The following is an 18,004-nucleotide window of genomic DNA, read 5'->3' as shown; positions in this document are numbered from 1 at the left end:
CGGACATGTTGATTGCATGACGAAGATCACTGATGACGAGCTCGAGGCGCGAGTACGAGCTGTTGCCGGTCTGTCGCCTGCGCAGAATGCTGGCGTCGCCGCTGCGCTGACACGCGTTCTCGATCAGCTCAGCGACCCCGACGTCCGCTCCGGACTGGCGCCGAAGCCGGTGTGGTGGCGTCGCCGACCTCTTTTCAAACTGCTTCGCGCGGGACTTCCCTTTGTGGCGCTTTCCAGCGAGCACCATCGCCGTGACGATTTCGTCCCGATGCGCGTGCACACTGATGTACGAGCACGGAATCAGGCTGCCCGGCTTTCGGAAGTAGTCGTAGGTGAGGGCGGAGCCGAGGAAGACGTCGGCTGCACGGTGAACGACGAGTAGTCGACGGCAAAGTACCCACCGGCAGTGTTCGAGGTGCATCGATGCGAAGCATCGAGACGGAGGACTGTATGGCCTTCAACCTGCAGCGGGATACCCAGCCTGTCGCTTTGGCGAATAGTGATCGCTTCGCCACCTATGTTCATCTCAATTGGGATCGCATACACAGCCAGGCCAAACCCGCGCGCACGAATCAGGGCATGCGTGCTCGGGCACGGTCCGTTGAGCCTAGGAGCATGCGGACACGCCTATGCCGAAACAGCCCCTGCCTCAAGGCGCTGCTTGATCAGCTCGGAATCAAGATCCGGAACACCAATGCGTCCGCGGAACTGACTGTTCTGGACTAGTAGCGATTCCGCGAACGGACTCACGAGCGAGGCCACCGGTTCCATGCCTCGGAGCGTGTCCGCGTCCACTGACCGCACATTCTCCAAATCGATAACCAGATCGGGAATGTCACGAAACGCAGGAAGGTAGCGATATCGGCCTTGAGTGGCCATCAAGACATCCTTGCCCAGCTCATTCCATTCGCCCTTCGCGGCATTGCCCTTCCCTTTAGCTGAGACCCACTTCGCGTATTTGGGATGCGATTCGAGCGAGCCCGCGCGGGCCAACAAAGCGAATTCAAGCTTGCTTTGCTCGAAATCGCATGCCGGTGTGAGGACAACCCACCAATCTCGTCCGCCCTCGAGCATGATGTCCCCCGGCCCGCGCGTATCGGAGACCGGTGGATACACGTAACGATGGCTCGGGTGTGCGGTGAAGGACTGCTCACGGTCGCCTTCGAGGATTCGCGCAAGACGACTGATGAGGACTTGGGCGACTGTCCCGGGTTCCAATCCATCCGTGTACTCGGCCCAATGCGGGCCAAGTTCGGTCCACATGTGCTTGTTAAGCACCGAAGCTACGTGGTTTTCTATATCTGCGATGGTTTCGACGGCCTGACTGGTGATAGCGGCTTCGACCGCTGCCGGCAGCAGTTCGATGTCATCCTTTTTCACAACCGCGACTAAGGGCACCATCGCTTCATGCGCCACTTGCTCCGGCAAGGCTGTCCAGAAGACAACTGGCGCGAACCGGGCTTCCCTGATTTCCTTGAACACAGTGTGGCCAGCGGTTTCGTCCTCCGGCGCTGACGACGGAGTATCACGCCTGACGTCGAGGACAACCACGTCTGTCGTGCCGTTTAGGACGCGCTCGAAACCCGCGTCGAAGTCGGTCTCGAATTCGACACGGACATTGATGTCCGGATTGTCGTCGAATGCGTCAGTGATCTCACGCTGCGCATCCGCAGCGAGCTGCTCGTCATCCTCGATCACTAGGATTCGCCAGACCCTCTCAACTTCCATCAGACACGTCTCCTGAACGTGGCTTCGAAGGTGGCGCCGTCGAGCGGTCCTTCCTGAACGAGAGTCAGCTCGCCCCCGTAGATGTCCTCAACCATGTTCCCTACGATGCTTAGGCCGAGCCCAACGCCATCGGGTTTGCTCGAGAAATACGGATCAAAAATCTGCCCGCGGATCTCATCCGACACTCCCGGACCGGAGTCGCTGACCGTAAATGTTAGTGACTGGTCAGCATTGGTTCTTGCGTCAACGACGACCTTTCGCTGTGAAACTGACGGTTGAGTTGCAGTCCAGTAGATCGCGTTCTGGATGAGGTTCACCAGCACTGTGAGCGCCTCGGCTTCGTCAAGTCGAGTAACAAAGTCTTGGTCCGCTACTACTTCAACAGCGACACCGCGATCGTCTGCTTCTACCTGCATTATGGAGACCGCACTCTGGAGCAAGTCACGAACGTGAACATCTTTCGGTCGTCCACGTTTTCGACCGCCAAATGGTTCGATCTGATTGAAGAGAGTGGAAAGCACATCCGCCTGCACGGCGGTCTGCTCCATCGCTCCCTGCGCGACTGAAACTTTCTCCTCCGCAGTGAGCGCGGCCTTACTCAAGTCTCGTTTGCCAAACCTCGAAATGTTCTTCAGTCGCGTGATCACAGTGCGTCCATCGTGCAGAACTCGGTCAACGAGCGACCCAAGCGTCGCGAGTCGCGAGTATCGAGACAGAACTTGTTGCACCTCTGTCACACCCTCTTGGATGTCGCGGTTCTTGTCGTCGACTAGGCCGATGAGACGCGTGTCGCCCGGGTAGCTTGCGGCAAGCGCGGATCTGATCTCCCCAAGATCGAAGCGCTTGAACAAGCCGCCCTTCTTTTCCTTTGGGGCTTCGTCCGGCCGCCTGGCCTTATACCGCCGTCCCTCAAGCTCGTTGAGGGCTGCCCGAACAAGGGATTGCAGATCTGAATATGCGGTGCCCGCTAGAAAACCCTCGCGGTTCGATTGGTCTTGCAATCCCTGATTTGTGTCCGCGCCGATGAAGATCTGGCCCACAATCTGATTGTTCGACAGACGCAAAGTCGGGCTTTGCACTCGCCTGAGGTCGAGCCCCAACCAATCGTCGCCCGACTCACCGAACGGCAGGACTCTGAAGCCATCTCTATAGATACTGACGCCGGCGACGTCGTCGAGAGTCTCGCGAAAGCCCTTTAGCTCCTTTGCAGAGGGGCTTTGGCCGTCGGGACGGGAAGCAATCAGCGTGCGCTGGATCGCATCATTGTCGCGATCCCAGACGTTGATTTCGAAATCAAACGGGCCCGATTGAGGGGAGCGCCTATCGTCGTTCCAGAGCATTTTGGGTTCCAACTCAATATCCGCTGGCGGTTCTTGCTGCACGTAATGCAAGTGCGCAGAGCCGTTCGAGTCGACCGAACCTTTGAGCTGGTAGTGCGGCGTGCTCAAATCGACGGATGAGTCGATTGCTCCTTCGAAACGCTGCATGTCCTCAGGTACGTCAATAAGCTCGATGAAGATATGGAAGCCGCTCGGCCCGCTGCTCCCATCCTTCGATCCTTCGCTAGTCGGAGCGTCTGCAGTATCCGCCTCAGCGACTTCCGCTTCCTCGTGGCTGGCATCCCCTTCGGCTGAACCGAACAGGATGGTGGGCCGAGGCCGGATCAGCCTAGTTAGCGCGGTGCGCAGTTCAACGAAGTCCTTTTGACTCCACTCGTGGGTGAGCTTCTCGATCTGGAGGAGAGTACCTCGACCTCGGTTCCATTCTTTGATCTTGGCTTTCGAGAAGTACTCATTGGCTCTGCCCTGGCCAGCGAATACCTCCGGAAGGCCGACCTCCCATGCGACTTCAATCTCATCCAGATATGCCTCATCGCGATCGAACTGAGTCCAATCGATCAGCAGCTGCACTTCCTCGACACCGGCGCGACGCGTAACTAATAGGAGCTCGTTACCGAGCCTTGCCGCGGCAAGGCGCCCGATGCCCTTTTCGCCCAGTACGCGACGCCCGTTCTCGCTCTTAGGCTTGCGACGCTTCGTATCGGTGGCGATGTCTAACCAAGAGGTCTGCAAGGTGCCGACATCCATTCCATGCCCATCGTCCAGAACCTCGATGCGCCCAGCACCTCGAGACAAAGGTCCATGAAATCGAATGAGGACGGCAGTGGCGTCAGCGTCGTACGAATTCTTGACCAATTCGATCAGTGCAACCTTGTCGCTACTGATTAGGTCGTTTCCGAGAGTTCGGAGCAGCCTTGCGCGCGGTCGTAGCGCACCCCTTCCGTCTGGTGCTCCGGACGCATCCTTCGCGGGAACAACCGTCACGACGCAATCTCCTCGAGCTGTGGCGAACTGGTTGCCGCACCGCTTTTTATATGCGCGCGAGCCTCCGAGACCGTGATTCCTCGTAGTGCGCTCATTCGGAGCGCCGCATCCGCACCACCAGCGACCAACTGCGCGAGAGCGACCTTGATGTCGGTATAGAGGCCTGTCTGACCCTCCGGCAAATCCATCAGTAGTGCAACGACCTTGCCGACATGGGCATTCACAATCAGCTCATTGCTCCCCCTTAGGAGCGCAAACAGCTTCTGCTGTGCCGGCCCAAGGCGCGCCAAGAGCAGCGGCGTCCAGTCCACGGAGCCGCCTTTGCGCAGCTCCTCTCGGAACTCCCGAAGAACTCGCTTCCTAGTGGCGCTCAGTGAATGCACTTCGACATGCTGAAGAGAATCGAAGGTTAGATTCTGGGCACCTCGTAGAGGGTCCATGATCGCCGCCGCGGCATCTCGAGGAAGGCGGTGGACATCAAAAAGAGACGCAATTCCGGCGCACGCGGCGGTCATTTCGGGGCCAGGGTAAAGCCACCATGCGTGACGCCTACGGTTCATCGCCCAATGGACTAGACGCTCCCGCATCGCAAGCAGCGGGGCGGGTCCAGACTTAGGCGCTGAAAGAGGAAGGATCATCTCCGCGACTACCCGGCCGAGGAGCGGGGGAACCGCGTTCCCGATCTGTCTGAACGCATCGCTTCGAGTGCCCGCAAACCGGAAACTGTCAGGGAATGTCTGAATCCGCGCAGCCTCCCGGACCGTCAGGGTGCGGTGTTCGGAAGGATGGATATACCAGTACCCATCCTTGGCAATGTGTGCGGTAATAGTTCGACTCAGATCATCCCAATCGAGCCGTTTGTACTTGTCCGTGAAGGTGTCCGACCGGTAACGCTTGAGATGGGCAGGCAGATCGGAGTAGAGAGTAGACGCCGTCATCAACTCAAACGCTTCTAGGTCATCGTCGCGCACCGGGCGCGTCATGTGGTCGTGAATGACCGGCTCTGCGCCTGGATCGCGCAGCATTCTTGCCAAGTTGTTGCTCGGCACGCCTGTATAGGGGAGTACTCGTCCCCCTGTGGTTCCGTTCAAACGGGGAAGGTCTTCGATCGCGTGGCGGACGGTTGGCTTGTCCTCGCTTGGCGTCGGCCATGCTGGCAAGACGCCATCGCGGCGCGCTTGAAGGATGAACCTCTTCCGGTGCTGCGGCACACCATGTTTCCATGCGTCCAGGAGTCGGTAATCCACCCAGTACCCTGCGTCCTCGAGGAGACCGGCGATCTCGCGAATCACTTTTAAGTCATCACCAATGGCCATGTCAGGAACATTTTCCATAAGTACCGCCCTTGGCCCAAGCGCCAAGACGACATCTATGAACGATCGCCACAGTTCCTTCCGAGCGTCCACCGGATTTCGGACGCCGTCTTCCACGAGGCTACGAATCTTGGCCCGGCCAGCTCTGCTAAAAGGTTGGCACGGCGGCCCTCCGGCGACGAGGTCCACACCAATCGGACCGAGCTTCTCTATCAGCTTGCCAACCTGCTCGGGATCGGACATGTCCACTTCGAGAGCTTGCCCGCGGAAGTTCGCACGATGAGTCTCAAGGGCCGCCTTGTCGTGATCCACGGCTGCGACAACAGTCCAGCCAGCAGCCTCCACTCCTGCACCGAGACCTCCGGCTCCAGAAAAAAGATCGACGGCAAGCGGTCGCCCGGATTCCTTTTCGGACGCACACCACTCGGCGAAATCCGATTCCTCGGGTGCTCCTTGATGGCGGGGCAATACAAGGGGCGCCGAACGCTCGAGCTTTACTGCGTAAGTTGCCACGCTTCTGCGCTCCTTCTTGGTCTACGGCGTTCACCTCCAGGAGAACACAACCGATGTCTGCAATCCCTCGCGACGCGCTGAGGCGCCGTCTCTCTATCTTGAGAATCACCTTACTGGCAGCCAGCGACGGATAATGAAACCCCGGGTGATCGGCGATATTGGCGGAACTCGAGGTAGCCGTTGACGATGACGGTGTCGTCCTTGGCGAGGCTGGCGCGAACATTCTCGGCTGTGTGGCCGAAGACGATGGTGCGGACCTTCCGAGAAATCAAGCTGCCCCGCAAGATTCCAAAGGAGCACATCTCCCTCACGCACCCGCAGGCCCACGACCTGGCCAACGCTTCAGGTGACCGCGCGCCGACCCTCCTCCTGCTCTGCTACACCGGCCTGCGCTCGGCCGACATGGTCGGCCGGCGGGGTGAAAGGCATCGACTTCGAACGGCGGCGCATCCGCGTCTCCGAGAACGCGGTCGAGGTCGACGGGGTCATCGAAGCCGGCGACCCAAGTCACATAAGCGCCGCACCTTCCCGTTCCCTCACCTGCTCGCCCCGGCGCTGCGTCCCCTGGTCGACGGCAAGAGCCCAGATGACTTGGTTGTCGCCGACAAGCCCGGCATGTAACTGCGGCGCACTCGGGCAGGCATAGCGTCGCGGTCCTGGTTCGTGACCGCACGCCTCGCCGCTGGCATCCCGCAGATGACGCTTCACTATCTTTGACACAAAGCCGCGAGCCCCGCGCTGTCGGCCGGCGCCGACGTGAATGCCATCCAACAGATGCTCGGCCACTCCTCGGGAGCGATGACTGTGGATATTGACGCGGACCGCTTCGACGATCACCGGACGACGTTTCGGCACGACTCGATGAGGCCGCGACGAATTCAGCCGTGGGGCTTTTGTGGGCGCTAACCGATTCGGTGGTCGAAAAACCAGCGCTAACCAGCACATTTATCGGCGGAGACGGAGGGATTTGAACCCTCGGTCCCCTATCGGGGACTCCACCTTAGCAGGGTGGTGCACTAGGCCTGACTATGCGACGTCTCCTCGCGCGGCCGCGAACGGACGCACGACAGCCATCATAACGGACGAAACCGGCGGGTTCGTCCACGGACCTCCACGAGCCCCCACGGGTTTCAGGCGCCGACGCCGCTCACGTCGCCGATGCCCTGCATCATCGAAGCGAAGATGATCGCCCCCAGCACGAACGCGGCGATGGCGACCACGACCTGCACCGCGATCGCGACGGCGATCGGGGCGCCGCCGCGGCCGCCCGCGACCTTGCGGACCACCACCGAACGGCCGATCGAGTACACGATCGGGCCGAGGAACGACCACGCCCAGTGGAACGGGCGCTCGACGCCGCGGCGGGTCAGCTCGCGGTAGTCCAGCCAAGCGAAGACGACGATCACCGCAACGACGATCCAGGAGAGCATCGAGGCGACGAGGAACACCGGGCCGCCCATCAGCGAGAGCGTGTCGGGGATGACGGGATGCGCGGGGTCGGCGAACATCCGGGCGTAGCCGCTGTACGGGCGGTAGGTGAGCAGCACGAGCGCGTTGACCAGCGGGAGCAGCGTCACCAGCCAGATCCAGGGCGTGTAGACCGGCGTGCCGTCCGGGAGCGGGCGGCGCGCAGGCACCGGCGGCGTGTACGCAGCGGGCCGGACGGTCTGCGGGGTGCTGACGTGCTGCGTCCACTGGACGCCGTCCCACCAGCGCAGGCCGGCGCCGCCGTACGGGTCCTGGTACCAGCCGGGCGTCGCTGCCATTCTTCCTCCGCTCTTCGCGGCCGAGACCGCTCCCCCACGAATCTACGCGCTGCGACCCCACACCAGCCGCGATTGGGCTCGGGGCGCTCCGGCCTGACACGATAGCTCGGTGGGGACTCTTCTAACGGCGGGCGGGCTCGCGCTCGTCTTCTCGCTGGCGCTGACGCCGGCCTTCATCCGACTCTTCCGGAAGCTCGAGTTCGGCCAGTTCATCCGGGACGACGGCCCCCAGTCGCACCACGTGAAGCGCGGGACGCCGACGATGGGTGGCATCGTCTTCATCCTCGCGACACTGTTCGGCTTCTTCACCGCGGGCATCCTGAGCGGTGGCGAGGGGATCACTCCCTCCGCGCTCCTGGTGCTGCTGATGCTGGTCGGGATGGGCGCGGTCGGGTTCGTCGACGACTACCTCAAGGTGCGCAACCAGCGCAGCCTCGGGCTCGGCGGCTGGTCGAAGGTGGCCGGGCAGCTGGTCGTCGGCACCCTGTACGCGATCCTCGCGATCACGATCCCGAATGCCGACGGCGAGACGGCGGCGTCCACGGCGATCTCCACCATCCGCGACGTCCCCGCGCTCGACCTCGCGCGGATCGCCACCGGCGTTCCGATCGTCGGGATCGTCCTCTACATCCTCTGGGTCAACGTGCTCGCGGCGGCGACGACGAACGGCGTCAACCTCGCCGACGGGCTCGACGGCCTTGCCACGGGCGCGTCCGTCATCTCCATCGGCGCCTACGTCTTCATCGGCTTCTGGCAGTTCAGCCAGAGCTGCTCGGTCGGGTCGCCGATGGAGGGACTCAGCCGCTGCTACACGACGGCCGACCCGCTCTCGCTCGCGATCGTGGCCGCCTCCATCTGCGGGGCGCTCATCGGGTTCCTCTGGTGGAACACCAACCCGGCGAAGATCATCATGGGCGACACCGGCGCGCTCGGCCTCGGCGGTGCGCTCTGCGCCCTCGCCATCGAGACCCGCACGGAGCTGCTGCTCATCCTGATCGGCGGCCTCTTCGTCATCGAGGCCGGGTCTGTCATCCTGCAGCGCGCGTTCTTCAAGGCGACCCGCGGCCGGCGGCTGTTCCTGATGACGCCCATCCACCACACCTTCGAGCTGATGAACTGGCGGGAGGTGACGATCGTCGTGAGGTTCTGGATCGTCGCCGGCATCTCGGCCGCGCTCGGCCTCGGCATCTTCTTCTTCGGCCTCGGCTGACCGCGCTGCCCGGCCCGCCCCCGGCCTCGGCCTCGGAGCGGTTGAGCGGTCGCGACACGCCGCGTGGGAGCGGGCGAGGCGGCGTGTCGCGACCGTTCGACGCCAGGGGCGGGGCAGGGACGCCGGGCGTCAGGCGAGGACGCCGGCGAGCTCCGCGAGCGTCGCCTGGGCGCCGGTGCCGCCGCGGCCGCGCACCGAGAGGGAGCCCGCGACCGCCGCCCAGCGCAGCCGCTCCTCCTCGCTCTCGACACCGCGCAGGGATGCGGCGAGGTAGCCGGCGTCGAAGCTGTCGCCGGCGCCGGTGGTGTCCACCACGTCCACGACGAGGCCCGGGGCGGACGCGACGCGGGCGCCGTCCTCGTAGACGATGCCGCCCTCCGCGCCCGCCTTGACCACCACACGGCAGCCGAGAGCGGAGAGCGCGCAGGAGGCCTCGTCCAGGTCCTTCGTGCCCCGGCCGAGGACGGCGGACCCGATCGCCAGCGCCTCCTCGCGGTTCGGCAGGAAGACGTCCACGCGCGAGAGCACCTCGGTGAGCCCCGACCAGCGCTCGGCCGGGTCCCAGTTGGTGTCGAGGCTCACGGTGATCCCCTCGGCCGCCAGCTCGGCGAGCAGCACCGGCAGGTCCGCGGCCAGCCCCGGCTGCAGGAAGTAGGAGGCGACGTGCACGTGACGGGGGCGCAGCCGGTCCACCGCGCCCCGCACCGCGCCAGCGGTCAGGGTCGGGATGGTGCCGGGCAGCGTGAGGATGGCGCGGTCGGACGGCTCGGACAGCACGACCGAGATGCCGGTCGGCAGCGTCCTGCTCGTCCGCACCTCGCGGTCCAGCACTCCCCCGTCGGTCAGCCGGCCGCGCACGAACACGCCGAACTGGTCGTCGCCGACCACCGCGGCGAGCGCGGTGCGCATCCCGAGCCGGGCGAGGCCGCAGGCGACGATCGCCGCGCTGCCGCCGAGCAGCAGGTCCGCCGCGTCGAGCAGCTGCTCGGCCTGACCGAACCGCGGCACCGTGTCCCCGGTCAGCAGCAGGTCGGGGTTCGCGTCCCCCACCACCAGCACATCCACACGGTTGTCGGAGGCGTCGATGCCGGTCATCCCTTCAGTCCGGAGAATGTCATGGTCGCGATGAACTGGCGCTGCGCGAACAGGAAGAACAGGATCAGCGGCAGCGTGGCGATCACGTTGCCCGCCATGATCAGGCTCCAGTCGGTCTGGTGCGCGCCCTGGAAGTTCGCGATGCCCAGCTGCAGCGTGAACGCCGACTGGTTGTTGATCGCGATGAGCGGCCAGACCAGGTCGTTCCACGCGCCGAGCAGGGTGAAGATCGCCAGCGTCGCGAGCGCCGGCCGGGCCAGCGGCAGCACGATGCGGAAGAAGATCTGCCAGCGGTTGCAGCCGTCGATCGCCCCGGCCTCCTCCAGCTCCGCCGGGAGGGAGAGGAAGAACTGCCGCATCAGGAAGATGCCGAACGCGGTCGCCAGCCACGGCACGATCGCCGCGCCCAGGCCGTTCAGCAGGCCGAGCTTCGCGAACAGGATGTAGGTCGGGATCATCAGCAGCTGCGTCGGGATCATGATGGTCGCGAGGATCATCAGGAAGCCGAAGTTGCGGCCACGGAACCGCAGCCGCGCGAACCCGTAGCCGGCAAGCGAGCACAGCACGATGTTCGAGACGATGGCGGTCGCCGAGACGATCACCGTGTTGCCGAGCCAGAGCAGGATGTCGGTCTGACCGAACAGCTTGATGTAGCCGTCGAGGGTGAAGTGCGACGGGATGAACGGCGGCGGGAACGCGACCAGCTCCTTGGCCGGCGAGAACGACGCGAGCGCCATCTGCAGGAACGGCACCAGGAACAGGATCGCGATCGGGAACAGCACGAAGTGCCAGCCGCTCAGCCGGGTGCGCTTGCCGGGCCGATCCCCCGTCTCCCGCGCGACCTGCGTGGAGGCCTGCGAGACCTCGTCGAGAACCGTGGCCATCAGAACGCCTCCGAGCCCCGGCGCCGCTGGAAGACGACGACGCCGATCGTGATGAGCAGGGTGACCGCGAACAGCACGTAGGCGGCGGCCGACCCGTAGCCGAACTCCAGGGCGTGGAACGCCTTGTCGTAGAGGAAGTAGACGATCGTCTTCGTCGCGTCCAGAGGGCCGCCGCGCGTCGTCGTGTAGACGAGGTCGAAGAGCTGGATGGCCTGGATCGTCTGCCAGATGCCGACGAACACGGTGACCGGGGCGAGCTGCGGCCAGACGATCCGCCAGAAGGTCTGCCAGCGGTTGGCGCCATCGATGCGCGCCGCCTCGATCAGGTCGGCGGGGACGTCCTGCAGCGCCGCCAGGTAGATGACCGTCGTGAACGCGGCCGAGCCCCACAGCGACATGATCGCGATCACGAGCATCGCCTGCTTGGGGTCGTCCAGCCAGCCCTGCTGCGGCAGGTGCAGCACGCGCAGGATGTTGTTGACCAGGCCGAACTGCGGGCTGAACAGGTACGTCGACAGGATGCCCGTGGAGGCGGCGGAGGCCACGAACGGCACGAAGATCGCCGTGCGGTAGAAGCCCATCCAGCGGATCCGGCGGTTCAGCGCGACGGCGAGGAACAGGCCGAGCAGCACGGACGCCGGCACGAACAGCAGGGTGAAGCCGATCGTGTTGAGCACGGCGTTGCCGAAGTCCGCGTCCGTCATCAGGTTCGCGTAGTTCTCGCCGCCGACCCAGGTGGGGTCGCTGAACCCGTCCCAGCTCTGGAAGGAGAGCACGAACGCCCAGAGCGCGGGGAAGATCGAGAGCCCGAGGATGATGATGGTCGCCGGGGCGACGAACCCCCAGCCGGTCAGGGAGGAGAGGACGCCCTGGCGGCGGCGCGTCCGGCGCGACCGGGACGCGTCGGCGGACGCGCCCGGTCGGCCGAGCGTCGGTGCGATGTTGTCTGCCATCGGCGGCGGCTACTTCTTGAGGGCCGTGTCGGCCTGGCCGGCCGCCTGCTCGAGGGCCGCCTTGGGCTCGCCGTCGCCCTGCAGCACCGAGGAGATGGACTTGCCGATCGCCACCGAGAGGCCGGCGTAGCCGGTGGTGGTCGGTCGGGTGTTCTTGACGTTCGCGGAGTTGGCGACGAACACGTCGTAGCCCGGGTACTCCGCCGCCTCCTTCTTCACGGCCTCCGAGTCCGCGGAGGAGGAACGCAGCGGCAGGTTGCCGAGGGCGACGTTGAAGCGCTCGTCCTGGGCGGCAGAGGTGAGCCACTCGGCGAACTGGGTCGCCCAGTACGCGCGGTTCTTGTCCTTGTGGTCGAACAGTGCCCAGATGTCCGGGCCGGATGCGGTCTGGTGGTCGCCGTTCGTGCCGGGCAGCTGCACCACGCCGTAGTCGGTGCCGCCGGTCTTGAGGTCCGAAAGCTGCCAGGGGCCGGAGGTGATCATCCCGATGCGGTTGCTGGTGAACAGCTGGCCGAACTTGGTGTCGGTCTGGTCGAGGTAAACGCTCTTGTCGTCGACGGCCATCGAGCGCAGGAAGGTCAGCGCGTCGACGCCGGCCTGCGAGGCGAACTCGGCCTTCGTCGCATCCTCGTTCAGGATGCGGCCGCCGTTCTGCCACAGGTGCGGCCAGAACTGCCAGGTGGTCTCCTCGCTGCCGGAGACCGAGTAGCCGTACCCGTAGATGTGGTTCGCGGTGTCCGTGAGCTTCTTCGCGGCGGCGCGGAAGTCGTCCCACGTCCAGTCGGCCGTCGGGTAGGAGAGTCCGGCCTTGTCGAACAGCGTCTTGTTGTAGAGCAGGCCGATGTTGTCGACGACGGCCGGGAAGCCGATCGTCTTCTTGCCGCTCGGCTGCGCGGTGCCGCGGGCGGCCTCGGTGAACTCGTCCCACTTGACGTCGGGCTTCTTCACCTCATCCGTGATGTCGAGGGTGCGGCCGGTCGACTCCAGCTGCCCCGCCCAGGACCCGAACGCGTACGACATGTCCGGGTACTGGTCGCCGGCGAACCCGGCGGACAGCTTCTGCAGCAGCTGGTCGGTGGAGGATGCGCCCGGAGAGAGGTCGACCGTCACATTCGGGTGGAGCTTCTCGAACTCCTTGCCGAGCGACTCGATGATCTTCTCGGCCGCGTCCGCCTGACCGGACCAGACCTGGATGGTCACCTTCGCCTTGGTGTCGAGCGTCGTCGCGCCCTGCGAGCCGCTGCAGCCGGCGAGCGCGGCCAGGACGGCCGCGGCCGCGACGGCGCCGGTCGTGCGGAGCATCCGCTTTCGGAATGTGGACCTCATCGTCGTTTCCTCTTCTCGGGTACTGGGTGGGGTTCGCCCGGCCTGGGGTCAGCCGAGCACGATCGACCGCGTCAGGTGGCGCGGGTTGTCGGGGTCGAGTCCGCGCTGCTCGGCGATCGCGACGGCGAGGCGCTGCGCGTCGGCGAGCTCGACAAGCGGGTCGCCGGTGGAGGTGCGGACGAGGGCGCCGGTGCGCTCGATGTCCGACACCAGGCTGGGCTCGACGGCGCCGAGGATCCACACGATCGAGCGCTCATCGGCGACGGCCAGGGGTCCGTGGCGGTAGTCGAGCGCCGGGTAGGACTCCGACCAGGCCTGGGCGGCCTCGCGGATCTTGAGCGCCGCCTCCTGTGCGAGCCCGTAGGTCCAGCCGCTCCCGAGGTAGACGAAGTGCGAGAGGGCTGCGGTGTCGATGTCGAGCGGGGCCTCGAGGCGGGCGGCGGCCTCGGCCGGGAGGCCGGAGACGTCCTCACCGAGCGCGTGCCGGGCGAGCAGCAGGAAGGTGGTGGGGAACCGAGTCTGCACCACGGACTTCTCGTCGGCGAAGTCGAGCAGCAGCACGTCGTCCGCGCGGGCCGCGACCGGCGAGTCGGCGACGCCGGTGACGGCGATGGTCCGTACGCCCTCGGGGATGACGTCCAGCGCGTCGATCACCTCGGTGGTGGTGCCGGAGCGGCTGAGCAGCACGACGGCGTCGTAGTCGCGCCACGTCCACGGCTCGGAGGCGTAGGCGGCGTCGGTCATCCCGAAGCCGGCGCGCTCGCGCAGGGCGGCGTACGACTCGGCGAGGAAGGCGGAGGTTCCGCAGCCGAGCACGAGGACGCGCGAGCCGGGGAGGGCGAGCAGCGCGTCGGCCTGCTCGGTGCGGGTCTCGAGGGCGGTGCGCCAGATGTCCGGCTGGCTGGCGATCTCGCGGGAGGTGAGTGTCACGGAGGTGCTCCTGTGGGTCATGAGGCAGTGCGACGCTTCCGCCGCGCGCTGGCTCTATCCTTGGTTGCCGTTGAGCGATTGACAATCGATATGCGCATATCGCTCAGCGAGGTTGATTGTTTGCGTGTTTGCTACCGGGTGGATGCGGTCGCCGGCGAGACGACGCCGCAGAACGCGGCGACGAGATCGGCGATCGCGGCCCGCGGCGCCCGCGTGTACTTCCGCGGGTCCACGGCGTCCGGCTGCTCGGCGAGCTGCTCGCGCAGCGCCGCCGTCCAGGCGATGTTGAGGGCGGTGCCGACGTTCACCTTGCGGATCCCGGCGGCGACGGCACGGGCGATCTCCTCGTCGGGGACGCCGGAGGAGCCGTGCAGCACCAGGGGCACCGGCACCGCCGCGGCCAGCCGCTCGATGAGCGGGATGTCGAGCCGCGCGGAGCGGTCGAGCATGGCGTGCGAGCTGCCCACCGCGACGGCGAGCGCATCCACGCCCGTCGCCTCCACGAACGCAACGGCTTCCGCGGGGTCGGTGCGGACGCCGGGCGCGTGGGCGCCGTCCTTCCCGCCGATCTCGCCGAGCTCCGCCTCCACCCAGACGCCCGCGTCGTGCGCGCGCTTGACGACCTCGCGGGTCGCCGCGACGTTGTCGTCGTACTCGAGCGTTGAGGCGTCGAACATGATCGAGCCGACGCCGAGGTCCTCCGCGCGGGCGAGGATGCGCTCGACCAGCGCCCTGTCCTCGATGTGGTCGAGGTGGATGCCGAGCGGCGCGGCCGACGCGGCGGCGATCTCGCGGCAGGCGGCGAGCAGCGGCTCCGGGCCGCCCCGGAACGCGATGGCGTTCTGGCTCAGCTGCAGCAGCGCGGGGGCGCCTGCGGTGGCGGCACCGGCGGCGACCGCCTCGGCGTGGTCGAGCGAGAGCACGTTGAAGGCGCCGAGCGCCTGGCCGGCGGAATGCGCTGCGGCGACGAGTTCCGCGGTGGGCCGCAGGCTCACTCGGCCGTCTCCAGCGTCCCGCCGAGCGCGATCGGCAGCAGGTGGGCGTGCCGGGCGGTCAGCTCGTCGCAGAGCGCCCAGATCTGCTCAGGGGTCAGCGACGACGACGCGTTCGGGTCGGTGAGCACGGCCCGCCGCACGAGCTCCGGGTCTCCGGTGCGTGCGGCCTCGATCGCGAGCTCCGCGACCGAGAGGTAGGTGCGGTTGAGGGCGGCGCCCTGCACCGGGATGGAGCCGAACGGCAGCGGGTGCACGCCGTCCGCATCCACCCGGCTCGGCACCTCGACGACCGCGCCCTGCGGCAGGTTGTCGATGAGGCCGCGGTTGACGACGTTCGCGTGGATGACGCGCTCGGTTCCGGTGAGGATCGAGTGGATGACCTGCGGCGCGTACTCGGCGGCGCCCTCCTCCAGCTCCAGGTCGTCGCCCGCCGCGAGCGCCGCCTTCGCGTGCTCGAACTCGGCCACGTTCTCCTCGGAGATGCCGATGTACTCCAGCGGGTTCAGGCGGAAGCGCTCGATCTGCTCGGGCGATCGCAGGAACCAGTCGAGGTACTCGGAGGAGTGCTCGCTGGTCTCGGTCGGGTAGAAGCCGATGCGGCGGAAGATCTCGACACGCACGCGGCGCAGCAGCTCGGGGTCCTTCTCGATCGCCTCGCGCAGCAGCGGGTAGAGGTCCTGGCCGTCGCGCGACCATTCGACGAGCCACGCCTGGTGGTTCACGCCGGCGGCGCGGTAGTGGGTGCCCTCCATCGGGACGCCGATCAGCTCGCAGAGGTCGTGCACCGTCCAGTAGACGCTGTGGCAGAGGCCGACGGTCTTGATGCCGGGCGCGACGACGGACATCCACCAGACGTTCATCGCCATCGGGTTGGTGTAGTTGAGGAACCAGGCGTCCGGGCAGAGCTCGGTCATGTCGGCGGCGATGCCGCTCAGGACCGGGAAGGTGCGCAGGCCCCGGAAGACGCCGCCGACGCCGGTGGTGTCGCCGATCGTCTGGAGGAGGCCGGCGGCCGCGGGCACTTCGAGGTCGACGCGGGTGGCGTCGATGCCGCCCACCTGGATCATGTTGATCACGAAGTCCGCGCCGGTGAGGGCCTCGCGGCGGTCGAGCGTGGCGGCGATGTCGGCGTCCCTGCCGAATCGCGCGGCGACCTGACGGGCGGTGCCCTCGGCGACCGCGAGCCGCTCGGCGTCGATGTCGTGGAGGACGATGCGCAGGGTGGGCAGGTCGTCGAAACGGAACAGGTCGGCGAGCAGCTGGCGGGTGAAGACGACGCTCCCCGCTCCCAAGAAAACGATCTGTGGCATGCTGCGATCCTGCGGTACTGTGTCAACTCTGCGCAACAGAATGAGCGAATCGCGACTAAAGTGATCACATTGATTGATCACTTCGCGGTCCGACCGGCGAAAGGGGCCGCAATGCTCTCACCGACAACCGAATCACTGATCGCTCGCGTCACCACCGGCCGGCGTGCGGAGCGCCTGGTCGCGATCCTCGACCTGGTCTCGGAGCGCGGCACCGTCGCCCTCGCCGAGATCTCCGACGAGCTCGGCATCTCGGCGGCGACCGCCCGCCGTGACCTCTCCGACCTCGCCGACCAGAACCTCATCGTGCGCACCCACGGGGGCGCCTCCGCCCTGGAGCGCGGCCGCGAGATCCCCGTCGCGCTGCGGGACACCCGCTTCCAGGAGGCAAAGCGCTCGATCGCGCGGGCGATGGTGCGCCGCCTCCCCTCCGAGCGCTACGTCGTCGCGCTGAGCGGTGGGACGACGACCGCGAGCGTCGCCCGCGCGCTCGCCAACCACCGCGACATCACCGTCGTCACCAACTCGCTCACGATCGCGAACCTGCTCTCCGGCTACGCGGGCGTGCGCGTGGCGATGACCGGCGGGTTCCTGCGCCCGCAGTCGCTGGAGCTGGTGGGGGCGCTCGCGGAGAGCACGTTCAACGCGGTCAACGTCGGCACAGCGATCCTCGGCGCGGACGGCATCAGCGCGACCGCGGGTGTGACGACGCACGACGAGACGGAGGCGCGCACCAACCGCGCGATGGTCGCGAAGGCGCAGCGCACGGTGGTGGTGGCGGACGGCTCCAAGATCGGGAACGTCGCGCTCGCGCAGATGGCGGAGGTGGGACAGGTGGAGATGCTGATCACCGACTCCAGCGCCGACCCGGCCGAGCTGGAGAAGCTGCGCGAGGCGGGCGTCCAGATCGTCCTCGCCGACGAGGAGTAACCGGGATGCGCGTCGGCTTCCTCGGCAGCGGGCCGATGACGCGCGCCATCGGGGCGCGGCTGGCCGCAGCGGGTTACGAGGTCGTGGTCGGCAGCAGGGATGCGCGGCGCGCGGAGGAGGTGGCCGCGGGGATGGGCGCAAGCGTCACCGGCGCCGATCACCGGGTGGCGGCCTCGTGCGAGGTCGTTGTCGTCGCGGTGCACGACCCGGTCGCCATCGAGACGGTCGCCGGGCTTCGCGACCTGCTTGCGGGAGCAGTGCTCATCGACCTCGGCAACCCGCTCGATCCCCCGCACTGGGAGAGCCGGCTCGCGGGCGGGCCGTCGCTCGCCGAGCGCATCGCGGAAGCGGCGCCCTCCGCCCGCGTGGTCAAGGCGTTCAACACCGTCTACGCCGAGCTGCTCGCGCTTCCCGCACCGGCCGGCGCGCCCGCGCCGCAGACGTTCGTCGCCTCCGACGACGAGGCGGCGAAGTCCCTCGTCATGGACCTCGCCCGCTCGATCGGCACCGACCCGCTGGACGCGGGGCCGCTGCGCATGTCGCGCCACCTGGAGGCGGTGGCCGGCTTCGAGGTCGCCCTCACCGCCCGCGGCTTCGCCGACGCGGTCGCGGTGCGCTTCTCGCCCGCCTGACCCGCGGCGCGCCTCCCGCCGCCGAACATGTGCGGCAAATGTCGGTCACGAGCGCGTCATAACCGCCATTTGCGCGAAATGAACGCGGCACGCAGCCA

16 protein-coding genes and 1 tRNA gene are annotated in these 18,004 nt (G+C 66.4%); 4 read left to right on the top strand and 13 right to left on the bottom strand.

The genetic code is table 11. The features are described from left to right. Nucleotides 1-16: 16 nt before the first annotated feature. Nucleotides 17-382 carry a hypothetical protein gene (locus AAME72_RS08905; RefSeq protein WP_348789883.1) on the top strand — a complete coding sequence of 122 codons (366 nt, stop codon included), beginning with the start codon at nucleotides 17-19 and terminating at the stop codon, nucleotides 380-382. A gap of 245 nt (nucleotides 383-627) precedes the next feature. On the opposite strand, the gene AAME72_RS08900 is transcribed toward AAME72_RS08905, so the two are convergent. The 6 genes from AAME72_RS08900 to AAME72_RS08875 form a co-directional block, all read right to left on the bottom strand. After that, nucleotides 628-1,728, bottom strand: coding sequence for a hypothetical protein (locus AAME72_RS08900; protein ID WP_348789882.1), 1,101 nt, complete (start codon nucleotides 1,726-1,728; stop codon nucleotides 628-630). Continuing rightward, nucleotides 1,728-4,052 carry an ATP-binding protein gene (locus AAME72_RS08895; RefSeq protein WP_348789881.1) on the bottom strand — a complete coding sequence of 775 codons (2,325 nt, stop codon included), beginning with the start codon at nucleotides 4,050-4,052 and terminating at the stop codon, nucleotides 1,728-1,730. Before AAME72_RS08895 ends, AAME72_RS08900 begins: the two co-directional genes overlap by 1 nt. Beyond that, the gene (locus tag AAME72_RS08890) at nucleotides 4,049-5,878 is read right to left on the bottom strand and encodes a DNA cytosine methyltransferase (protein WP_348789880.1); all 1,830 of its coding nucleotides are present in this window, start codon (nucleotides 5,876-5,878) and stop codon (nucleotides 4,049-4,051) included. The genes AAME72_RS08895 and AAME72_RS08890 overlap by 4 nt, the downstream gene beginning before the upstream one ends. 507 nt (nucleotides 5,879-6,385) lie before the next feature. Next, nucleotides 6,386-6,715 (bottom strand): hypothetical protein, encoded by a 330-nt coding sequence (locus AAME72_RS08885; RefSeq protein ID WP_348789879.1) that lies wholly within the window; start codon nucleotides 6,713-6,715, stop codon nucleotides 6,386-6,388. Nucleotides 6,716-6,830: 115 nt separating this feature from the next. Then, nucleotides 6,831-6,919: transfer RNA gene (locus AAME72_RS08880), tRNA-Ser, on the bottom strand. An 89-nt stretch (nucleotides 6,920-7,008) separates the two neighbouring features. Then, nucleotides 7,009-7,644 (bottom strand): DUF2510 domain-containing protein, encoded by a 636-nt coding sequence (locus AAME72_RS08875; protein WP_348789878.1) that lies wholly within the window; start codon nucleotides 7,642-7,644, stop codon nucleotides 7,009-7,011. Between the two features lie 109 nt (nucleotides 7,645-7,753). On the opposite strand from AAME72_RS08875, the gene mraY reads away from it, so the two are divergent. Further along, on the top strand, nucleotides 7,754-8,854 hold the full coding sequence (gene mraY / locus AAME72_RS08870; RefSeq protein ID WP_348789877.1) for a phospho-N-acetylmuramoyl-pentapeptide-transferase: 1,101 nt from the start codon (nucleotides 7,754-7,756) through the stop codon (nucleotides 8,852-8,854). A gap of 129 nt (nucleotides 8,855-8,983) precedes the next feature. Here the strand turns inward: mraY and AAME72_RS08865 are convergent, their stop codons facing one another. The 7 genes from AAME72_RS08865 to AAME72_RS08835 form a co-directional block, all read right to left on the bottom strand. Continuing rightward, nucleotides 8,984-9,949: a PfkB family carbohydrate kinase gene (locus AAME72_RS08865; protein ID WP_348789876.1), complete on the bottom strand. Its 966-nt coding sequence runs from the start codon at nucleotides 9,947-9,949 to the stop codon at nucleotides 8,984-8,986. Further along, nucleotides 9,946-10,833, bottom strand: coding sequence for a carbohydrate ABC transporter permease (locus tag AAME72_RS08860; RefSeq protein WP_348789875.1), 888 nt, complete (start codon nucleotides 10,831-10,833; stop codon nucleotides 9,946-9,948). The genes AAME72_RS08865 and AAME72_RS08860 overlap by 4 nt, the downstream gene beginning before the upstream one ends. Continuing rightward, complete coding sequence (locus AAME72_RS08855) at nucleotides 10,833-11,786, bottom strand: sugar ABC transporter permease (RefSeq protein WP_348789874.1); 954 nt, start codon at nucleotides 11,784-11,786, stop codon at nucleotides 10,833-10,835. Before AAME72_RS08855 ends, AAME72_RS08860 begins: the two co-directional genes overlap by 1 nt. A gap of 9 nt (nucleotides 11,787-11,795) precedes the next feature. Next, nucleotides 11,796-13,112 (bottom strand): ABC transporter substrate-binding protein, encoded by a 1,317-nt coding sequence (locus AAME72_RS08850; protein ID WP_348789873.1) that lies wholly within the window; start codon nucleotides 13,110-13,112, stop codon nucleotides 11,796-11,798. A gap of 48 nt (nucleotides 13,113-13,160) precedes the next feature. Continuing rightward, nucleotides 13,161-14,042 (bottom strand): SIS domain-containing protein, encoded by an 882-nt coding sequence (locus AAME72_RS08845; RefSeq protein ID WP_348789872.1) that lies wholly within the window; start codon nucleotides 14,040-14,042, stop codon nucleotides 13,161-13,163. 131 nt (nucleotides 14,043-14,173) lie between these two features. Then, nucleotides 14,174-15,037 (bottom strand): class II fructose-bisphosphate aldolase, encoded by an 864-nt coding sequence (locus tag AAME72_RS08840; RefSeq protein WP_348789871.1) that lies wholly within the window; start codon nucleotides 15,035-15,037, stop codon nucleotides 14,174-14,176. Next, a complete protein-coding gene (locus tag AAME72_RS08835; protein WP_348789870.1) occupies nucleotides 15,034-16,347 on the bottom strand; it encodes an alpha-glucosidase/alpha-galactosidase in 1,314 nt (437 codons plus the stop codon). Before AAME72_RS08835 ends, AAME72_RS08840 begins: the two co-directional genes overlap by 4 nt. 111 nt (nucleotides 16,348-16,458) lie before the next feature. Here AAME72_RS08835 and AAME72_RS08830 point away from each other — a divergent pair, with 111 nt between their 5' ends. Further along, nucleotides 16,459-17,274, top strand: coding sequence for a DeoR/GlpR family DNA-binding transcription regulator (locus AAME72_RS08830; protein WP_348789869.1), 816 nt, complete (start codon nucleotides 16,459-16,461; stop codon nucleotides 17,272-17,274). 5 nt (nucleotides 17,275-17,279) lie between these two features. Beyond that, nucleotides 17,280-17,906 carry an NAD(P)-binding domain-containing protein gene (locus AAME72_RS08825; RefSeq protein WP_348789868.1) on the top strand — a complete coding sequence of 209 codons (627 nt, stop codon included), beginning with the start codon at nucleotides 17,280-17,282 and terminating at the stop codon, nucleotides 17,904-17,906. Nucleotides 17,907-18,004: the final 98 nt, after the last annotated feature.

The sequence above is a fragment of the Leifsonia sp. NPDC080035 genome (genome assembly GCF_040050925.1).
In the GTDB taxonomy this organism is placed as follows: Bacteria; Actinomycetota; Actinomycetes; order Actinomycetales; family Microbacteriaceae; genus Leifsonia.
This window is presented reverse-complemented; position numbering and strand designations above follow the sequence as displayed.